The organism is Angustibacter sp. Root456 (assembly GCF_001426435.1).
GTDB lineage: Bacteria > Actinomycetota > Actinomycetes > Actinomycetales > Angustibacteraceae > Angustibacter.
In genome coordinates this window covers 55,464-72,331 of record NZ_LMER01000014.1, presented here as the reverse complement: position 1 = coordinate 72,331, position 16,868 = coordinate 55,464, and the positions used below count along the sequence as shown (strand labels likewise).

General features: G+C 72.0%; 18 protein-coding genes. 8 read left to right on the top strand and 10 right to left on the bottom strand.

The window, feature by feature from the left end; genetic code table 11:
- Positions 1 to 7: 7 nt before the first annotated feature.
- The 4 genes from ASD06_RS05525 to ASD06_RS19575 form a co-directional block, all read right to left on the bottom strand.
- The gene (locus tag ASD06_RS05525) at positions 8 to 2,419 is read right to left on the bottom strand and encodes a hypothetical protein (protein WP_200941901.1); all 2,412 of its coding nucleotides are present in this window, start codon (positions 2,417 to 2,419) and stop codon (positions 8 to 10) included.
- A 6-nt stretch (positions 2,420 to 2,425) separates the two neighbouring features.
- Positions 2,426 to 3,115, bottom strand: a complete 690-nt coding sequence (locus ASD06_RS05520) for a hypothetical protein (RefSeq protein WP_056674380.1) — start codon at positions 3,113 to 3,115, stop codon at positions 2,426 to 2,428.
- Between the two features lie 117 nt (positions 3,116 to 3,232).
- Entirely contained in the window at positions 3,233 to 4,270 is a 1,038-nt protein-coding gene (locus tag ASD06_RS05515) for a PHP domain-containing protein (protein ID WP_056674377.1), read from the bottom strand.
- Between the two features lie 25 nt (positions 4,271 to 4,295).
- Positions 4,296 to 5,060 (bottom strand): helix-turn-helix transcriptional regulator, encoded by a 765-nt coding sequence (locus ASD06_RS19575; RefSeq protein ID WP_056674373.1) that lies wholly within the window; start codon positions 5,058 to 5,060, stop codon positions 4,296 to 4,298.
- A 183-nt stretch (positions 5,061 to 5,243) separates the two neighbouring features.
- On the opposite strand from ASD06_RS19575, the gene ASD06_RS05505 reads away from it, so the two are divergent.
- From ASD06_RS05505 to ASD06_RS05485, 5 genes are all read left to right on the top strand, one after another.
- Positions 5,244 to 5,555, top strand: coding sequence for a hypothetical protein (locus ASD06_RS05505; protein ID WP_056674370.1), 312 nt, complete (start codon positions 5,244 to 5,246; stop codon positions 5,553 to 5,555).
- 91 nt (positions 5,556 to 5,646) lie between these two features.
- Complete coding sequence (locus ASD06_RS05500; protein WP_200941900.1) at positions 5,647 to 6,093, top strand: helix-turn-helix transcriptional regulator; 447 nt, start codon at positions 5,647 to 5,649, stop codon at positions 6,091 to 6,093.
- Between the two features lie 5 nt (positions 6,094 to 6,098).
- Complete coding sequence (locus ASD06_RS05495) at positions 6,099 to 6,509, top strand: VOC family protein (protein ID WP_056675023.1); 411 nt, start codon at positions 6,099 to 6,101, stop codon at positions 6,507 to 6,509.
- Positions 6,510 to 6,533: 24 nt separating this feature from the next.
- The gene (locus ASD06_RS05490) at positions 6,534 to 8,924 is read left to right on the top strand and encodes an excinuclease ABC subunit UvrA (protein WP_235502229.1); all 2,391 of its coding nucleotides are present in this window, start codon (positions 6,534 to 6,536) and stop codon (positions 8,922 to 8,924) included.
- Positions 8,925 to 8,985: 61 nt separating this feature from the next.
- Positions 8,986 to 9,366: a hypothetical protein gene (locus ASD06_RS05485; protein ID WP_056674360.1), complete on the top strand. Its 381-nt coding sequence runs from the start codon at positions 8,986 to 8,988 to the stop codon at positions 9,364 to 9,366.
- Here ASD06_RS05485 and ASD06_RS05480 read toward each other — a convergent pair.
- The 3 genes from ASD06_RS05480 to ASD06_RS05470 all read right to left on the bottom strand — a co-directional run bounded on the left by ASD06_RS05480 (position 9,347) and on the right by ASD06_RS05470 (position 11,203).
- Complete coding sequence (locus tag ASD06_RS05480; RefSeq protein WP_056674356.1) at positions 9,347 to 10,084, bottom strand: VOC family protein; 738 nt, start codon at positions 10,082 to 10,084, stop codon at positions 9,347 to 9,349. The two genes, ASD06_RS05485 and ASD06_RS05480, sit on opposite strands and share 20 nt — an antisense overlap.
- Before the next feature lie 153 nt (positions 10,085 to 10,237).
- Complete coding sequence (locus ASD06_RS05475; protein ID WP_056674352.1) at positions 10,238 to 10,483, bottom strand: hypothetical protein; 246 nt, start codon at positions 10,481 to 10,483, stop codon at positions 10,238 to 10,240.
- 81 nt (positions 10,484 to 10,564) lie between these two features.
- Positions 10,565 to 11,203, bottom strand: a complete 639-nt coding sequence (locus ASD06_RS05470; protein WP_056675021.1) for an HAD family phosphatase — start codon at positions 11,201 to 11,203, stop codon at positions 10,565 to 10,567.
- Between the two features lie 162 nt (positions 11,204 to 11,365).
- On the opposite strand from ASD06_RS05470, the gene ASD06_RS05465 reads away from it, so the two are divergent.
- From ASD06_RS05465 to ASD06_RS05455, 3 genes are all read left to right on the top strand, one after another.
- Positions 11,366 to 12,052: a DNA alkylation repair protein gene (locus ASD06_RS05465; RefSeq protein WP_056674349.1), complete on the top strand. Its 687-nt coding sequence runs from the start codon at positions 11,366 to 11,368 to the stop codon at positions 12,050 to 12,052.
- A gap of 40 nt (positions 12,053 to 12,092) precedes the next feature.
- On the top strand, positions 12,093 to 12,686 hold the full coding sequence (locus ASD06_RS05460; protein ID WP_056674347.1) for a histidine phosphatase family protein: 594 nt from the start codon (positions 12,093 to 12,095) through the stop codon (positions 12,684 to 12,686).
- A 107-nt stretch (positions 12,687 to 12,793) separates the two neighbouring features.
- Entirely contained in the window at positions 12,794 to 13,951 is a 1,158-nt protein-coding gene (locus tag ASD06_RS05455) for a hypothetical protein (protein ID WP_056674344.1), read from the top strand.
- On the opposite strand, the gene ASD06_RS05450 is transcribed toward ASD06_RS05455, so the two are convergent.
- The 3 genes from ASD06_RS05450 to ASD06_RS05440 form a co-directional block, all read right to left on the bottom strand.
- Positions 13,935 to 14,609: an RES domain-containing protein gene (locus ASD06_RS05450; RefSeq protein WP_162248044.1), complete on the bottom strand. Its 675-nt coding sequence runs from the start codon at positions 14,607 to 14,609 to the stop codon at positions 13,935 to 13,937. The two genes, ASD06_RS05455 and ASD06_RS05450, sit on opposite strands and share 17 nt — an antisense overlap.
- Positions 14,606 to 15,178, bottom strand: a complete 573-nt coding sequence (locus ASD06_RS05445) for a hypothetical protein (protein ID WP_056674339.1) — start codon at positions 15,176 to 15,178, stop codon at positions 14,606 to 14,608. The genes ASD06_RS05450 and ASD06_RS05445 overlap by 4 nt, the downstream gene beginning before the upstream one ends.
- A gap of 84 nt (positions 15,179 to 15,262) precedes the next feature.
- Complete coding sequence (locus ASD06_RS05440) at positions 15,263 to 16,753, bottom strand: glutamate-cysteine ligase family protein (protein WP_056675019.1); 1,491 nt, start codon at positions 16,751 to 16,753, stop codon at positions 15,263 to 15,265.
- Positions 16,754 to 16,868: the final 115 nt, after the last annotated feature.

Genomic DNA, 16,868 nt, shown 5'->3' with positions numbered 1-16,868 from the left:
ACGCGGTTCAGCCCGTGGGGCTACTCGTCGCGGTCGCTGTGGAAGCCGCCGTGGAAGTCGCCGTGGAAGGAGTCCCGGCGGTCGTGGTGGTGGGTCCGGCGGTCGGGGTCGCCGTCCCGGGAGCGGGCGAGGACGTGGGTTCGGTGGTCGCGGCAGGCTCGTTCGGGCCGGTGGACGCCGACGCGCCGGACGCCGTCGGGGACGCGACTGCGCTGCTGGCGGACGTCGCCGTGCCGGTCGCGTCGGCGGAGGTGGTCGGGACACCGGTTGCGGTACCGGTCGCGGTCGGGCCCGTCGCGCCGGGCTGCGCAACGAACGGCTGGACGACCTCCAGGATCTGCTGCTCGTACTGCGTCAGCCGGTGCTGCAGCTCGGACAACGGGACCTCGTCGATCCGCCGGCCGAAGTCCGCGATCTGCTGCCACAGCTGCCGGAGCCTCGCGGCGGCCGCATCGTCCAGCGGGCGGTCGAGGGTGACGAACAGCTGCACGGCGAGGGCGTACGTCAGACAGCCCGTGCAGTCGTAGTTCACCGCCGTCGACAACGCCTTCGGGACGTCGGTGTGCGACTGCCCGACCACGAGCACCACCTGGAAGGCGACCGCCACGGCCGCGCAGCCCGAGCAGCTGGCCGCCGCGAAGGCCTCGTCGCGGTTGAGGGCGGGGGCGCCGTCCTCGACCCACACCAGCGCCATGGCCACGTCGTAGACGACCGTGCCGTTCGTGGTGTTCACGGCCATGGCGACGGTGTCGCCCGGGGCGGCCGCGAGCGGCTTGTCGAAGGGGAACACCCACGCGGGCGCCGCAGGTCGTCCGGCGCCGGACTCGGGTTCCGCGCGCGGCACGAGCACCATGGCCAGTCGCGGGTGCTCGGCCGTCGCGCGCGGCTCTCCGGCCGGCCACACCGCTGACGCCCTGCCCTGCACCCCAGCCTGCAGGCCCGACGCCGTCGACGACGAGACGAGCTGCGTGAGGTCGGTGACCGTCCCTCGCTCGTAGGGACGCACGGGCCGGTAGGTGCCCGGGTGCGGCCACCAAGCCCAGGCCAGGCCCGCCGCCAACGCGACGGCGAGGAGCCCCGCGAGCGCTCGGCGTCCCGGCGACCCTTCGGTCCGGCGCCAGACGCTCGTGCCCGCCTGACGCAGCAGCCGGGCGATGATCACGGCGGTCGCCAGGATCGGGAAGGCGATCGCGACGAGGGCGAGCACTCTCGCGGCCGCCTCGGTGAGCTCGCCCGCGCCGACCGCCACTGACAGGGCGTGGGCCTGCTCGCCAACCTTCACCCAGGCGGTGGCCAGCACGCGGGGGAGGGCCACGACCAGGGTGACGAAGGAGAAGAGCAGCAGCGGCACGACCACCAGCACCCACAGCGTCACGACCGCGCGGGCCCAGGGCTTGAGCGCCTGAGCCTCGGGATCGGTACGGCGTCCCGGCACGGCCGAGAGCAGCGTGGGCTTGATGCGGTGGAACAGGTCGGGGACGCCCGTGACGTCCGCGAGCACGTGGTAGCCGTCGAAGCGCACCAGCGGGGTCAGCTGGCGCACCATCTGCAGCACCTGCGTCGCGACGACGAGCAGCAGGGCGTCGTACCGCGTGGCCCACCAGATCGCGGCGACCGCCACCGCCACGATGGCGTTGAAGTACAGGCCGCCCAGGTCGGTGCGTACCCGACCGACCCGACCGAGTCGGTAGGAGTCGGTGACGTCGGTGTAGAACGCCGGCCACACGAGGTAGACGCCGGCTCCCATGACGCCGGGCGTCGCCCCGCCGTACCGAGCGGCTGCGGCGTGACCGAACTCGTGGAACCCGGCCGACAGCACCGTCACGGCGAAGACGAGCAGCAGCAGCGCCGGCTTGTCGAACGCCTCGTACGTCGCCGAGGCGAGGCCCTTGCGGAACAGCACCCACCAACAGACCGCCGCAAAGGCTGCGAGCGCGACCGTGACCACGACGGGGTGGAACAGCCGCCCGAAGGGGTCGGTGATGCGGCGGGTGCGCTCCGGGTCGGTGACGGCGTACTTCAGGCGCAGCGCCAGCAGGGGGTTGGAGCGCTTGAGCTCCGGCTGGGAGCCGTCCGCTCGCGCGACGAGACCGAGCGGCCGCAGCTGGTCGTCGACGAGCCGGCGCACGTTGTCGGCGGACACCGTCCGGCCGTAGGCCGTCGAGACCGCTGCCGCCACCTCGTCGTACGAGCGGCTGCCGTCCACGGCTTCCAGCACCAGGTACAGCAACGGCGTCAGCTGAAGCGTCTGGCCGTCCGCCCGACGCACCAGCGCAGGTGGCTCGCGGTAACCCGACCCCGCCATCTGGCCGATCAGCTCGACGCCGTCGGCGTGCGCGGGGCGGTCGTCGGTGACCGTCCCCGGGTGGGGCGACGGCAGGCCGTCGCGCCCCCCGGGGTGCCCGGAGGTGAGAGTCATCCGACGCTACTGCGAGATGTCGGACGTCTGGTCCGTCGTGGCCTCGGCCGATCCGGTGATGTCCTGGTTGATGATCGCGTCCTGCTGAGCGATCGAGACGGCGTCGGAGTCGACCGACCCGACGTTGGCCGCCACCGACCCGGCGATGGGCGCCGCCACGTTGGCGTTGGCGGCTACCGCCCCGTCGATGGGCGCGGCGATGTTCGCGTCGGCGTCCAGGTTGACGTTGACGTTGAGCAGGTTGCCGTCCGACAGTGCAGCGGCCGGGTCGGAGGTCGCGGTCGTGGTGCCGTCCGTGGTCGCGGTGCCGCCCGTGGTCGCGGGGTCGGTCGTCCCCGTCGTGTCCGTGGCCGACCCCGGGTCGGTCGTCGCGGTCTGGTCGATGCCGCTGTCCTGCGTGGAGTGTGCCGTGGCGTCGGCGGCGATGCTCTGGTCGATGAGCGCCCCCTGGTCGGTCATCGACTGCGCCGTCGAACCGGTGGAGAGGATGTTGCCGCCGACGGACGCCTCGATGGGCGCCGCGACGTTGGCGTTGGCCGCCACCGCCAGGTCGATCGGCGCGGCGGCGTCGATCGCCAGATCCAGGTCAGCGTTGAGGTCGAGGATCGACACGACCTCCTTGTCCGGAAGTGCCGTGATCCCCTGCGCCTGCAGCTCCTCGTCACTGAGGCCTGCCGCGTGCTCGTCCCGCCCCATGATGCCCAGCCCCTTACCTTGGTTTGCCGCCCCCGGCGGCGGTTACCGTGCCACGGTTCGACGGTGATCGCACGCGGAGCGGAGCCCGTGCGGGTGACCGCGGGACGTCGCAGGTGCTCACCGCTCCCGGCCGGCCCACTCGAGGAGCCGGTCGACGTCCCACGTGGTGATGATGCGGTCGGCGGGTACGCCGCACTCGACGGCGCGCGCGACGCCGTACGGGCGCCAGTCGAGCTGCCCGGGCGCGTGGGCGTCGGTGTCGATGCTGAACAGGCAGCCGGCCTCGACCGCCTGACGGAGCAGCTCGCGTGGGGGGTCGAGCCGCTCGGGGCGAGCGTTGATCTCGACGGCGACACCGAAGTGCCGGCACGCCTCGAAGACCAGGTCGGCGTCGAAGTCCGACGGCGGCCGAGGCTTGCCCGTGCGGGTGTTGGTGGTGACGTAGCGGCCGGTGCAGTGGCCCAGGACGTCGGTGTAGGGGTTGGCGATCGCCGCCACCATGCGTCGGGTCATGTCCTTGCGGTCCATCCGGAGCTTGGAGTGCACGGACGCGACGACGACGTCGAGCCGGCCGAGCAGCTCCGGCTCCTGGTCGAGCGACCCGTCGTCGAGGATGTCGACCTCGATACCGGTGAGGAACCGGAACGGCGCGAGCTCCTCGTTGAGCTCGGCGACGATGGCCATCTCGCGACGCAGCCGCTCGGGCGACAGCCCGTTGGCGACGGTGAGCCGGGGCGAGTGGTCGGTGAGCGCGAGGTACTCGTGCCCCATGGCGGCTGCGGTGCGGGCCATCTCGTCGATCGGACTGCCGCCGTCACTCCAGTCCGAGTGGCTGTGCAGGTCGCCCTTGAGCTGGGTCAGCAGCGCCCGCCCGGCGTCGTCCAGGTCGGTGACGAGCTCGGGCGAGGACTCCTCGAGCTTGCGCAGGTACGAGGGGACCTCACCGTCGAGCGCCTCGCGGATCACCGCGGCCGTGCGGTCACCGACGCCAGGCAGGTCAGTGAGCGAACCCTTGTCGCGCAGGCGGCGCAGCTCGACGGGGTCGGTCACCGCGACGGTCGCTGCCGCCGTCCGGAACGCCTTGACGCGGTACGACGACTCCAGAGCGCGCTCGAGCAGGAACGCGATGCGGCGCAGTGCCTCCAGCGGGTCCATCGCGCCATTGTGGCGCAGCGGCTGGTCAGGCGACGTGCAGGAAGGGCCGCACGCGTTCCACGGCCTCGGTACGGCTCATGACGTGGAGCCGGACGAACACGTTCTCGAGGTGCTTGCGCACCGTCGCCTCCGACAGGCCGAGCACGCGGGCGATCTGGGCGTTGCTGGCCCCGGACGACACCCGGCGCAGGATCTCCCACTGGCGCGGGGTGAGCTCGGGCTGGCCGCTCAGCTCGCGCTGCCGCCGCAGGTGCAGCTCGGACAGGTGCGGTCGCAGCAGGCGCAGGATCAGCAGCTCGTGGTCGGTGAAGTCGGTGCCGTCGCAGCGGAACAGCAGGAGGCGGCGGTCCAGGACCCCTAGCGGCGGCAGCGGCACCAGCACCTCGTGGCGCACACCCCACTGAGCCATGAGCGAGCCCATGCGGGTGCGGGCGTACTCCTGGTCGCCGTACTGGTCCGACCGCCGCAGGATGGTGACGAAGTCGCCGCGGTCCTGCGGGTAGCTGCATCCGCCTTCGGCCCAGTACGCCTCCCAGAACTCGGCGGCGGTGGCCGCATCGGGATCGAGGACGGAGGTCTCCACGCCGTCATCGGTGACGCACACCCCGGTGGCCACGCGCCGGCGGACGTCCGCCACCTGGAAGGTGATGTCGTCGCACGGCACCAGCTCGCGGAGCGCGACGAGCACCGCCGAGTAGAACTCCTCCTGGCCGTCGGCAGCCTCGGCCCGCTCGACGACGCGCAGGACCTCGGCCAGGTCGGCGTCCGTCGTGGTCGACGTGATGGTCATCGCCGTCACCTCCGTTCAGCGCTGACCACGCTAGAGGCCTGCCGGCCCCAGCACCATGCGCTCTTGCGCGTACGCCGCGCGGCGCACGCCCAACGTCGCATTCCCTCAGCCGCGCCCTGCGCCCACTGTGGTGACAGAGCCGAGAGCATCGCCGTCGGCCACCGGAACCCCAAGGAGATCGCCATGAACCGCACGCCCAGCATCCTGTCCCGCAGCGCGGCCGTCGTCCGCCGTCTGCTCACCGCTGCAGTCGCGGCCTTCGCCGTGCTGGTGCTCGCATCGACCCGCGCCGCAGCGCTCGTGCCACCGCCGGACGACCCTTCGTCGGGCCACGCAGTGGCCCCCTCGACCGTGCCCGTCGACACCGGAGCCAGCCCGCTGCTGTGGATCGCCCTGGCCGTCGCCATCGCGGCGCTCGTCGCGGTCACGTTCGCGATCACGACGCGTCGTCGGCACCGGACGCGCCGCGCCGCGGGAGCGCTGGCCACGGCCTGACGGCAACACCGACGCAGGAGGCCCACCGGGCACCCGGTGGGCCTCCTCGCGTGCCGCCTGCGGGGCGCCGGCGTGTGGCACGATCGGGCGGGTGACCAGCGCGGCGACGCAGGAGCGACTGCGACACCTGAGGCGGCTGCGCGGCGTGCGCGACCGGATCGACCGCGACTACGCCCAGCCCCTCGACGTCGAGGCGCTGGCCCGCGACGCTCACATGTCGGCCGGCCACCTGAGCCGGGAGTTCAAGCTGGCCTTCGGCGAGTCTCCCTACAGCTACCTCATGACGCGACGCATCGAGCGCGCCATGGCCCTGCTGCGCCGCGGCGACCTCAGCGTCACGGACGTGTGCTTCGCGGTCGGCTGCTCGTCCCTGGGCACGTTCAGCACCCGCTTCACCGAGCTCGTCGGCGTGCCGCCCAGCGTCTACCGGCAGCAGACGAGCCGTGCCGAGACGGGCCTGCCCCCGTGCGTGGAGAAGCAGGTCACCAGACCGGTCAGGAATCGAGAAGCGCGCACCCGAGAGCCACGCCTAGCGTGAGCGCCATGGACATCACGATCTACTCCAGCTTCCTCCCGCACGAGGACCCCGAGGCGTCACTGGCCTTCTATCGCGACCTGCTCGGCTTCGAGGTCCGGCTGGACGTCGGCCAGGGCACCATGCGCTGGCTCACCGTGGGGCCGGTGGGCCAGCCTGACACCAACGTCGTGCTGCAGCCGCCCTTCGCCGACCCCGGCATCACCGACGCCGAGCGCGCGACGATCGCCGAGATGATGGCCAAGGGCACGTTCGCCCGGCTGCTGCTCGCGACGCACGACCTCGACGCGACGTTCGAGCGGCTGCAGGCCGGCGACGCCGACGTCGTCCAGGAACCGACCGAGCAGCCCTACGGCATCCGCGACTGCGCGGTGCGCGACCCCGCGGGCAACCTCCTGCGGATCCAGGAGCTGCGCTGAGATGACGACGAGGGGGGCCTGCCGGTGAGTGACGTCGCCGCCGCGGACAGCCATGACGTGATCCGCGTCGTGGGCGCGCGGGAGAACAACCTCAAGGACGTCAGCGTCGAGATCCCGAAGCGACGCCTGACCGTCTTCACCGGCGTGTCTGGGTCGGGCAAGAGCTCGCTGGTGTTCGACACCATCGCGGCGGAGTCGCAGCGGCTCATCAACGAGACGTACAGCGCGTTCGTCCAAGGGTTCATGCCCACGCTGGCGCGCCCCGACGTCGACGTCCTCGACGGGCTCACGACGGCGATCATCGTCGACCAGGAGCGCATGGGCGCCAACGTGCGCTCGACCGTGGGCACGGTCACGGACGCGAACGCGTTGCTGCGCATCCTGTTCAGCCGGCTGGGGGAGCCGCACGTCGGCCCCCCGAGCGCCTACTCGTTCAACATGCCGTCGGTGACCGCGAGCGGTGGCATGAAGGTCGAGCGCGGCGAGGGACGCACCCGCACCGAGAAGGTGACCTTCGAGCGGCTGGGCGGCATGTGCCCGCGCTGCGAGGGCATGGGGTCGGTCAGCGACTTCGACCTCACCGCGCTGTTCGACGACAGCCTCTCGCTCGATGAGGGCGCCCTGAAGGTGCCCGGCTACAGCATGGACGGCTGGTACGGACGCATCTTCCGCGGCTGCGGCTTCTTCCCCCCGGACAAGCCGATCGCGAGGTTCACGAAGAAGGAGCGCTACGCGCTGCTCTACCAGGAGCCCAGCAAGATCAAGGTCGACGGTATCAACCTCACCTACGAGGGGCTCATCCCGAAGATCCAGAAGTCCATGCTGTCCAAGGACGTCGACTCCCTGCAGCCGCACATCCGGGCCTTCGTGGAGCGCGCCGTGACGTTCTCCGTCTGCCCCGACTGCGAGGGCACGCGCCTCACGGCCGCCGCGCGCGCGTCGAAGATCAACGGCAAGAGCATCGCTGACGTCTGCGCCCTGCAGATCAGTGACGTGGGGGAGTGGCTGGCCCAGGTGCGCGACCCCGGCGTGGAGCCGCTGGTGGCCGAGCTGCGCCATCTCGTCGAGGCCTTCACCACGATGGGTCTGGGCTACCTGTCGCTCGACCGGCCGTCTGGCACGTTGTCCGGGGGAGAGGCCCAGCGCACCAAGATGATCCGGCACCTCGGGTCGTCGCTCACTGACGTCACGTACGTCTTCGACGAGCCGACGATCGGTCTGCACCCGCACGACATCCAGCGGATGAACCAGCTGCTGCTTCGGTTGCGGGACAAGGGAAACACGGTGCTCGTCGTCGAGCACAAGCCGGAGGCGATCGCTATCGCCGACCACGTCGTCGACCTCGGGCCCGGCGCCGGTACGGCCGGGGGTGAGGTGGTCTACGAGGGCACCATCGAGGGCTTGCGGGGCACCGACACCGTCACCGGACGCCATCTGGACGACCGCGCGCGCCTGAAGGACGGCGTCCGGGCGGCGTCCGGCGTCCTGCAGGTCCGCGGAGCCCACAGCCACAACCTCAAGGACATGGACGTCGACATCCCGCTCGGCGTCCTGGTCGTCCTCACCGGGGTGGCCGGCTCGGGCAAGAGCTCGCTCATCGCCGAGTCGGTGTCCGGCCGCGACGGTGTGGTCACCGTCGACCAGAGCGCGATCCGGGGATCGCGGCGCAGCAACCCCGCGACCTACACGGGCCTGCTGGAGCCGGTGCGCAAGGCGTTCGCGAAGGCCAACGGCGTGAAGCCGGCGCTGTTCAGCGCCAACTCCGAGGGCGCGTGCCCCACGTGCAACGGCGCGGGCGTCATCTACACCGACCTGGCGATGATGGCCGGCGTCTCGGCGACGTGCGAGGACTGCGGCGGCAAGCGGTTCCAGCCGGCCGTGCTCGAGTACCGCCTGGGCGGCAAGGACATCAGCGAGGTCCTGGCCATGCCGGTGGACGAGGCCGAGCTGTTCTTCAGCAGCGACGACGCCCTCGCCCCTGCGGCGCACAAGATCCTGACCCGACTGGCCGACGTCGGGCTGGGCTACCTCACGCTGGGCCAGCCGCTCACGACGCTCTCCGGCGGGGAGCGCCAACGGCTGAAGCTCGCGACGCAGATGGCCGACAAAGGCACCGTGTACGTGCTGGACGAGCCCACGACCGGGCTCCACCTGGCCGACGTCGAGAACCTGCTCGCGCTGCTCGACCGGCTGGTCGACTCCGGGCGATCGGTCGTCGTCATCGAGCACCACCAGGCGGTGATGGCCCACGCCGACTGGATCATCGACCTGGGCCCCGGCGCCGGTCACGACGGCGGCCGCGTGGTGTTCGAGGGCACGCCCGCCGATCTCGTGGCCACGCGGTCGACACTCACCGGGGAGCACCTCGCCCAGTACGTCGGCGGCGGGGCACTGAAGACAGCGCGTGCGCGATAGCGTGTGCGCCCCACCAGCCGGGTCCACCCCGCGCGCGTCTCGCTGGCCTGCGGCGGGTGACGTGAGCGGACGCCGACGCAACGGGTCTGAGGCGTCGTGCTGGCTCGACCACCTCGGGCCCGTCGGCGGTGGCGGCGCGCTGCGCGTCGCCGTTGTCACGGGCAGCGAGGCGCAGGCGTCCGCGTGGCTCGACGCCGCGCTCGCCGAAGACCAGGGGCGGTCGAACCTCGTCGACGACCACACCCTGCACGGGTCGCCCGGCGGGATCGGCCCCGCAGAGCACGTCAGGGTGCACGTGGTGCTGTCCGGACCGGATGACGACGTGCAGGTGCACGACGTGTACCTCGACGGGGCCACGGCCCTCGACCGCTGCGAGGAGCTGCGTCGCCGGGGGATCGACGACGTGCGGCTGCTGTCCGCGGTCACGAACTCCTGGGTGTGACGGCGGCGGTGAGGACGGCGAACTGGTTGCCGTCTGGGTCGAGCATCGTCACCTCGTCGTCGGTATCGAGCCCGTCAGCCGGGGTCGCTCCCAGAGCGACGAGCCGCTGCAGCTCGGCTTCGACGTCGTCATCGGCTGGCACGGCGACGTCGAGCTGCACGCGGTCCTTGCCGTTGCGCGCCATGAGCGGGGGACCGCTCCAGGTGATCTTCGAGCCACCCCGCGGCGACTGGATCGCCGTCTCCTCGTCCTGGTCCCAGACCAGCGGCCACCCGAGCGCCTCGCTCCAGAAGTAGCCGAGCGCCTGGGTGCCGTCGCAGTTGATCGCACCGATGCGGCCACATCCGGCGAGGAAGCCGTTGCCGGCCTCGACGACGCACAGCTCGTTGCCCTCTGGGTCGGCCAGCACGACGTGCCCCTCGTCGCCGCGCTGACCCACGTCGACGTGGCGGCCGCCGAGGGCGAGCACGCGGTCGACCAGCTCGCGCTGGTGGCCAGGGGAGTCGCTGGTGAGGTCCAGGTGGATGCGGTTCTGAATCGTCTTGCGCCTGTCGGTTCGGCCGAACCGCAGGGGGTAGCTGGTGGCGTCTCCGGGCGCCACCAGGACGTCGCCGACAGGGGAGTCGTGCACGTCCCACCGCAGGACTCGCGCCCAGAAGTCGGCCAGCCGCAACGGGTCCAGCGCGTCGATGCGCAGCGCGGAGAACTCGATCGCCATGCGTCGGACCGTAGACCGCCGGGCTTCGCGCGTCGAACCATTACCGCGCGGCTCGAGTGCCCTAGCGTGCCGCGGCGACGTCACCCGCCGTCGACCAGCCCGCAGAACTCGACGCGGTGCGCGTGTCCTACGACCGCATCGCCACCAGCTCAGCTAGAAGGTCACCTCAGGCGAGACCCACCCCTGTGGACTCCAGGGGATCAGCACGGACGCGATCATCAACAGCGTGACGACAGCGATCACCGTCAGCCACATGGCCAACGAACGATCGCCGCGCCGGTGAGCCGCCACCGCGCCCACCACGGTGAGGGGTACGCCGATCACGGGAGCGAAAACGTAGACGAGCCCAGCGCCCACAACCCACACCGGCGCTGGAAGACGCTCCATCACGTGCGACACGACGCCTCCTCAGCGGTGCCCCTCACACTGAAACGCCGATAATGCACATTATGTCATTACGGCGAGGAAGCAGCAGTCCCCTCAGCAGCCGAGGACGACGTCCTTCAGCTCGGCCAGGCCGCCGATGCGGTACGTCGCCTGCGAGAGGTCCTGCCCCGCCGTGAAGGGATGGTGGACGACGGCGCAGTCGATACCCGCGGCCACGGCCGACTGCAGCCCACGGGCCGAGTCCTCGACCACCAGCGTCTGCTCGGCCGTCGCCCCGAAGCGCCTCAGACCAGCCAGGTACGGCTCGGGGTACGGCTTGGCTCGCTCGTAGTCCTCGCGCACCAGGACGAACTCCATGACCTCCAGCAGGTGCCGGTGCTCGTGGATCAGCTCGACGTCCGCACGCTTGGCCGTCGTGACGACGGCCAAGCGGACATGCCGCGACAGCTCGGCGAGGGCGTCGGCGACGCCGTCGATCTCGATGTCCTCGGTGCGCAGGTACTCCTGGTAGTACCGGTCACGCGCCACGCGCAGCCGGTCGATCGTCGGCTCGTCGACGCCCGCCGTTCGGGCGCGGGCCCAGGTGCCGAGCCCCTGCGTCATGTCGAGCAGGTACTGGCCCTGGTCCAGCGTGACGCCGACCTCGGCGAGGGCTCGCTGCCCGGCGCGGAAGTACCAGGTCTCCGTGTCGACCAGCACCCCGTCATGGTCGAACAGGACGTACTTCTTCACCTGCGCGATCCTCTCGTGCCGGCCCGGCGGCTGCCACACTGCCCCCGTGAGTCGCCACGTGGACTTCCCCACCCACCAGCTCTGCGTCGTGGGCGAGTCCGACCCCCTCCTCGATCGGGCCGTGTTCGACGACCGTTGGCTCACTGCGTCGGTGGGCTAGCGGTGGGCGACGACGAGCTCGAGCTGGTGCAGGCGATCCGCGAGCAGTTGCGCGACCTCGCCGAGCCCTCGCGGGCACCGGCGATGCAGGCCTACATGAAGTCAGCGATGCCGTTCCTGGGCGTGCGGGTGCCGGTCGTGCGGTCCGCCGTGCACGCGGTCGCGCGCGAGCACCCGCCGGCTGACTTCGACGAGCTCGTGGCCGCGGCCACCGTGCTGTGGCGCGAGGCGGCGGTGCGCGAGGAGCGGTACGCGGCGACCGCGCTCACTGGCCTTCCGCTCGCGCTCGGCCGGCTGGAGCTGCTCCCCCTGCACGAGGAGATGATCGTCACGGGGGCCTGGTGGGATCACTGCGACGAGGTGGCCCATCGCGTCGGCCGCACCCTGCAGGCGCATCCTGAGCAGGTGGCTCCCCTGTTGCGCGCCTGGGCACGCGACCGCGACCGGTGGCTGCGCCGGTGCGCGATCATCGGCCAGCTCGGGCTGCGCGAGCGCACCGACGTGGCGCTGCTCACCGACGTCGTCGACGCGAACCTGGGCGACCACGAGTTCTTCGTCCGCAAGGCGATCGGCTGGGCGCTGCGCGACTACGGCCACACCGATCCCCGCTGGGTCCGCGCGTTCGTCACTGCGCGCCACGACGCCCTCAGCCCGCTGTCTCGGCGGGAGGCGCTGAAGCACCTGGCGTGACCGAGATGCCCTCGCGCCCGGCCTGCGGCACAGTCGCGCCATGACCCACCAGCTCGTCCTGATCCGGCACGGCCAGACCGAGTGGGCGCGCGACGGTCGCCACACCGGCCGCACTGACGTCCCGCTGACGCCCACCGGCGAGCAGCAGGCACGCGACCTCGCTCCCCTGCTCGAGCCGTACCGCGGCTGTCCGGTGCTGGTCAGCCCGCTTCAGCGCGCCAGCCGCACCGCCGAGCTGGCCGGCCTGGGCGACGCCGTCGTCGAGCCCGAATTGGTCGAGTGGGACTACGGCGCCTACGAGGGCCTGACGACGCCCGAGATCCGCGAGCTGGCCGGCCCGAGCTGGACCGTCTTCGCCGACGGCGTCGTGCCCGGCGACTCCCCCGGCGAGAGCCTCGAGGACGTCGCGAGGCGGGCTCGAGCGGTGCTGGGGCGCGTGCGACCGCTGATGACAGACAGTGACGTGGTGCTCGTGGGACACGGGCACCAGCTGCGGATCCTCGCCAGCTGCTGGCTTGAGGCGCCGCCCGCGTTCGGCGCGCGCCTGCTGCTGTCCCCCGCCAGCCTGAGCGTGCTCGGCGAGCAGCACGACGTGCCGGCGATCGTGGGGTGGAACGTGGCCGCGCAGGACTGACCTGCGACGTCGCGGCGGCGGCCGAGCCCCCTGTGCACCGGCCCAGCCGGAGCGCCTATGGTGGGCTCTCGAGTTGCCAGCCGCCCCCCGTGACGTGGAGCCGACCTGTGAGCGTCCTCGACCACCTCATCGCCGCTCCCGGCGTCTACTGGGGCGAGGGTCATGGCCCTGGCGGGGGGCAGTTCGTGGCCCGGGTCGCGCTGGTGGTCGAGAACGAGCACAACCTCACGTTCGACTACGAAGCGTGGTCGGCTGAGGGCGGTCTGCACCACGCGGAGTCGGCGCGGATGGCGCGTTCGGGCCCCACCGTCGTGCTCGCCGCGACGTCCAACGGCGGCGACGACACCATGCTGTTCCGCGAGGGCGACCCGGGTGTCTTCGGCAGCCTCGGCCCGCAGCGGGTGGGGCTGGTGATCGGCGCCAGCGAGCAGGAGCTCACCTTCTCGTGGTGGTGGACGGGGCGCGACGGCGTGCTGCGCGAGCAGTCCCGCGCCACCCTGGCCCCGATGCGCCAGGTCGTGCCTGCACCCACGATCCCGACGACCGACGCCGAGGACGACGCCCCGGACGACGCGCCCGAGGCGCCCGAGGCGCCCGAGGCGCCCGACGACACCGTCGAGCGGTCCGCCGACGAGGCGCGGTCGCTGACCGATGAGACCCCAGAGCCCGAGGGCGCCGCCGCGTCCACGGAGCAGCAGGCCGAGGCGCGAACGCTCGAGAGTCTCGACGAGCCCGCGGCGGCGCCCGACCAGGACGAACCCGACCAGGACGAACCCGACCACGACGAACCCGACGAGAACGCACCCGACCAGGACGCACCCGAGCAGCCAGAGCCCGACGACGACCCGGCGGACCCGCTCGTGGGCGCCCAGTCCCCCGCCGCCATCGCGGAGAACCCACGCCCGACCGTGCCGTGGCCGGGCATCTTGGTGCTCAACGGTCCGAGCACCGGCATCGTGGCTCAGCGGCTCGCCGCCCGGCTGACTCGCGCGGCCGTGGTGCGCACCGACTTGTTCGACCGCGCGGTGCGCGGCACCGCCGGCCGCCCCGACCCGGCCCTGCGCCAGCGAATCGCCCTGTCGGTAGTGCAGGGTTACGCGGCCACCGGGCACCCGGTGATCCTGCACGGGGCGAGCACTCGCGCCGAGCACGAGGCGCTCGCCGCCGCGATCTCGCGCACGGGCCTGTCGCCGGTGAAGCTCGTCGACGTCGCCGAGGGCGAGGACTACGGCGAGGTCGCGCGCCGGCTCATCGAGAGCGACTGACCCGGCCGCGGGGTGGCTCGATGACCAACAGGTCGCGCCGCCTCGGTGGCTCGACGACGGCTGGTACGCCGGCCACCTGGGTCACCGGCACCGGCTCGGGATCGACGGCGCGCGCGTCGTCCTGGCCCGCCGGCCCGAACGCCGCCACCGCGCCGGCTGCACCGGGGCTGAACCGGGGGCCGTACCAGACGCCGTCGAAGCCCGCCGCGTCGAACGCCGCAGCCCAACGCACCGGCACGTCGTACGGCGTCATGGACTCCAGCTCTCGGGTGACGCCGAAATCCGCCGCCGCGGCGGTGCGGACGTTCGCCAACCGCAGCGCCCGCTCCCCCCGGTGCTCCTGGGCCGCGGTCGGCGGCCGCGCGAGCGTGAGGCGCGACACCACGACGCCGTCGAGCGCGCCGGCAGGCAGGGTCGAGCGCGCAGCCAGCACCGGCCCCAAGCGCTCGCGCACCGCGACCAGCGCGGACGACGCCACGTAGCAGGTGCCGCGCGGCTCGCTCAGGTCGAAACGTCCCCCACTGCTGGAGAACCACCAGGGCGATCGCCTGGCCTGGTGAGCCCGGAACACCGGGGCGTCCGGCGCCAGCCGTCGCACGGGAAATCCCCGAAGGTCGTCGGGCGGTGGGAGCTGAGCCGAGACGTCGCGAGCGCTCACGCCGCCCACGCGGCGACGTCAGCCTGCGCCTGCCGCAGGACCCGGCGCACGGCGGCGGCCGACGCGCGGTGGACGACGAGGTGGTCGACCGCGCTGTCGCCGTCGAAGGCGGCGGACGCGGTGGTGAGCCAGATCGCCGCCGTCCAGCCGTCCACGCCGGCCCGGCTGAAGACCGCCACGGCCTCGGCGATGCCGGGTCGCACGGCACCGTCGCGCGCGAACTGGAAGGCGGGGTAGACCAGGTGACCGTCGAAGGTGCGGCACGCCAGCAGCGTGCCGCGCCGGACGCGGTCGGCGAGCGCCTGGCGGCTGACCCCCCACCAGCGGCTGAGGCCGGTGGTGTCGTAGAAGGGTCCGAGCTCGACGTCGAACGGGTGCGCCGCTACGGGCAGCGTCGCGGCCATGCGCTCAGCAAGCTCATGCGGGTCGCCGAGCTGGGCGATGTCGCCCCCGCGCCTCTCGACGGTGCGCAGGCGGGCCTCGACGGCGTCGTGGAGTGCGTCGAGCAGGTCGTGGTGGAACTGCTCCGCCGGCGTGCCGGTCGTGCGTGGGGTGCCCAACCGTTCCATCAGTGCGCCTCCCGAGCGTCAAGGGCGTCAAGGTCTCGGCCTCAGGAACGAGTGTAGACCCGGCCTCCGACATCGGCCGGCCAGCTACTCCCCCGGCACGTCCCAGGTGTGCACCGGCTCGTTGCCGTGCATGCGCTCGGAGTACAGCGCGAGCATCTCGCGCAGCGCGTCCAGTCGCGTGCGGCCGCGCGCCTCCAGGGCGCGCACCGTCGAGACCTGCCACTCCGCGCCGTTGCGGCCGGTCTTGCACCGCGCCTCGATCACTCCGAGGTAACGGTCTCGGACCTGCTGCGAGACGCCCCACCTGGACAGGCCCTCGTGGGCCATCGGCAGGAGGTGGCGCAGCACCAGCTCCTCGACCGGGATCTCGCCGAACCCGGGCCAGTAGACGGACGCCGGCAGGCCCCGGCGAGCGCACTCGGTGAAGTTCGCCTCCGCCGTGGCGAAGCTCATCTTGGTCCACACCGGGCGGTCCTCCTCCGACAGCACCCGCATGGCCCCGTAGTAGAAGGCCGAGTTCGCCAGCACGTCGACGACGGTCGGGCCCGCCGGCAGCACGCGGTTCTCGACCCGCAGGTGGGGCCGGCCCTCGACGATGTCGTAGACGGGCCGGTTCCAGCGGTAGACCGTGCCGTTGTGCAGGCGAAGCTCCTGCATGCGCGGCGCGCCGCCGTCGTCCAGCACGGCGACGGGGTCCTCGTCGGAGACCTCGGGCAGCAGCGCCGGGAAGTACCGCACGTTCTCCTCGAACAGGTCGAAGATCGAGGTGATCCAGCGCTCGCCGAAGAACACGCGGGGACGCACGCCCTGGTTCTTCAGCTCCACCGATCGGGTGTCGGTGGCCTGCAGGAACAGCTCGGTGCGCGTCTCGGCCCACAGCTGTTTGCCGAACAGGAACGGCGAGTTGGCCCCCAACGCCACCTGCGGGCCGAGCAGGGTCTGGGCGGCGTTCCAGTTCGCGGCGAAGTCCTGCGGGCTGACCTGCAGGTGCAGCTGCACGGACGTGCAGGCCGCCTCGGGGGCGATGGTGTCGGCGTACGCGGTGACGCGCTCGGCGCTCGTCGGGGACGCGATGTCGAGCAGGAGGTCCTCGCCGCGGGCGGCGAAGATCGACTCGTTGAGCGCGGCGTAGCGGGGGTTCGCGCTCATCCACTCGGTGTGGAAGTGCTCGGGCATGATCGTCGGGAGGATGCCGATCATCACGATGTGCGCACCCACGTCGTTGGCCTTGGCCTCTGCAGCGTTGAGGCTGGCGCGCAACGACTCCTCGAGCTCGAGGGCGGAGTCCCCCGGCAGCGGGCGAGGCGGGACGTTCAGCTCGATGTTGAACTGCCCGAGCTCGGTCTGGTAGGCCGGGTCAGCGATGCTCTTGAGCACTGCGGCGTTGCCCATGGCGGGTGAGAAGTCCGCGTCCACCAGGTTGAGCTCGATCTCGAGGCCGGTGAGGGGACGCTCGAACTCGAAGCTGCGTTCGGTCAGCATGCGCTCGAAGACGTCGAGGCACTGCCTGACCTTCTCGCGGTACCGCTGCCGTTGCTCGCGCGTGAAGCTGACGCCGGCCACCTCGTCGCCCATGCCCAGACCCTGCCACGGCGGGTCGCCCGCGGCCACCGGTTCGCAGGACTGTTCCGACCTCGTCCCCTGCGTGCCGTCGTGGCGCCACGGATCTGTCGGACGTGCGACCTAGAGT